Source organism: Streptomyces sp. NPDC002958 (assembly GCF_055563255.1).
This window is the reverse complement of the sequence record NZ_JBVHDS010000078.1, coordinates 1-1,779: the sequence shown is the minus strand read 5'-3', so window position 1 is coordinate 1,779 and position 1,779 is coordinate 1. Positions and strand designations below refer to the sequence as shown.

2 protein-coding genes are annotated in these 1,779 nt (G+C 66.1%); one reads left to right on the top strand and one right to left on the bottom strand.

Features of this window, described 5'->3' with window-relative positions; genetic code table 11:
• Positions 1 to 130: 130 nt before the first annotated feature.
• On the bottom strand, positions 131 to 1,372 hold the full coding sequence (locus ACZ3IC_RS34155) for an IS110 family RNA-guided transposase (RefSeq protein ID WP_467422618.1): 1,242 nt from the start codon (positions 1,370 to 1,372) through the stop codon (positions 131 to 133).
• Positions 1,373 to 1,592: 220 nt separating this feature from the next.
• Between ACZ3IC_RS34155 and ACZ3IC_RS34150 the strand changes: the two genes are divergently transcribed.
• Positions 1,593 to 1,779 (top strand): hypothetical protein (locus tag ACZ3IC_RS34150; protein ID WP_467422616.1); only part of this gene is annotated, 187 nt, incomplete at its 3' end.

Here is a 1,779-nt window from a genome sequence, read left to right as displayed (position 1 = left end):
GGCGGAGGGCAGAGAAACGGAGCCGACGGCGGCCATCGTGGACTCGCAGTCGGTGAAGGCCGATGCCACCGTCAAGAACGCCTCACGGGGCTACGACGGCGGGAAGAAGACATCCGATGCGAAGAAGGAGTCAAGCGGCCAGGGCAAGGTGGGGTTCTCGCGAGGTCGGGAAGGCAACAGCCTCGTTGAACGGGAGGCGGTGAGAAAGGCAGTGGTGAAGGCAGCCAATCATCCGGTTGAAGAGGTTCCTCTGGGCGGCCGTGTGGCGGTCTCCGGCCTCGCGTCGGCGGTCATAATGGGCCCGCGCTCCCTCCGAGTGGGCCATCGCCGAGAAGGCCCACATGTAGCCGACGCCGGCCAATCTCTGGTTCTTCACCCTGCGGGCCGCGACGGACACGCTCTTGCCGGAGGCCCTGGTGACAGGGGCAGATCCCGCGTACGCCTTCAGGCCTCTGGCATCGGCGAATCGGGTCCGGTCATCGCCGATCTCAGCTAGCACCCGGGCCCCGCTGAGCGGTCCCAGTCCGGGGAAACTGGTGATGATCTCGGCGTCGGCATGGGCCTCGAACGCCTGCACTGTGGCTTCGGCGAGATCATCGGCACTCGCGCACGCGGCCTCCAACTGCCGAAGCAGCGCAAGTGCCTGGCGCCCCATGGCCTCCTCGACCAGGGGGAGATGACGCATTTGTGGAACACGGAGTGCTCCGTGCAGACGCTCGACCTCCCTTTCAATGGTGTTCTTGCGGCCGGCCTTCTTCAGCACGGCCCGCAGTTGCGTCCGGGTCAGCTTGGCCGCCTGGCGCGGGGTGGGCGCCGCGGCCAGGAGAGCGCGGGCTATGGGGTGATAGATGCCCTCGCGGCGGTAGCCGACGGCGGCCACATAGGTGGGGAAGTACTCGCGCAGGTGGGAGGTCAGCTTGTTGCCGGCCTGGGTTCGGTCCCAGACGGCGTCCTGTTGGGCACGGGCAAGGACCGCGACGGCCTGGGCCACCTCCGAGTCGGCGGGAAGCATGCGGTGAGCTGCGGCATCGGTGCGGAGGATGTTCGCCAGCACCATGGCGTCCAGGTGGTCGGACTTCTTGCGGGAGACCGTGTGCCGGTCCCGGTACCGGGCGGCGGCCATCGGATTGATGGCGTAGACGGGGCGGCCCGTCGCCCGCAGGCAGGCGACCAGAAGACCGCGGGAGGTCTCTATGGCCACCGGAACGGGATCCTGCGGATTGTCACCGTGCTCTGCGAGCATCCGAAGCAGCTGATCGAGCCCTTCCGCTGTGTCATCGATGCGAGCCCGGGCCAGCAGCGAACCCGTTTCGTCGACGATGGCTATGTCGTGGTGATCACTGGCCCAGTCGATGCCGCAGAACGCTCTCACTCGCCTCACGCTTTCTCATCGGATCTGTGTTGTGGCTGGTCACAGCCGTGCAGGGCATGCGTCTCTCTAATGGAAGGGCTCAGTGGCCCGACATCCGATTAGTCGTTCATGACCCCAGCGACCTGCGGGGCCCTCGGTCTTGGCTGGAGCTCGTGGCTCCCGAACACGTAAGAGGTAGTCCCCGCAGGGGGCTTGGACCACGATCATCATCGGTGATCAAGTGATCGCTCTCGATGCCGACTGCGAGCGCCAGCACACGTCAGTCTTCTTTGAGGGCTCAACGGCCCGGATCAACGGAGGACGTCGTGCTGACGCCGGCGACCGGCATCGAGAAGGCGCTTTCAACGAGCTCAGCTACCGCCCATTAGATCAACGGCCGCAAGCGGCACCTCATCACGGACTGCCTC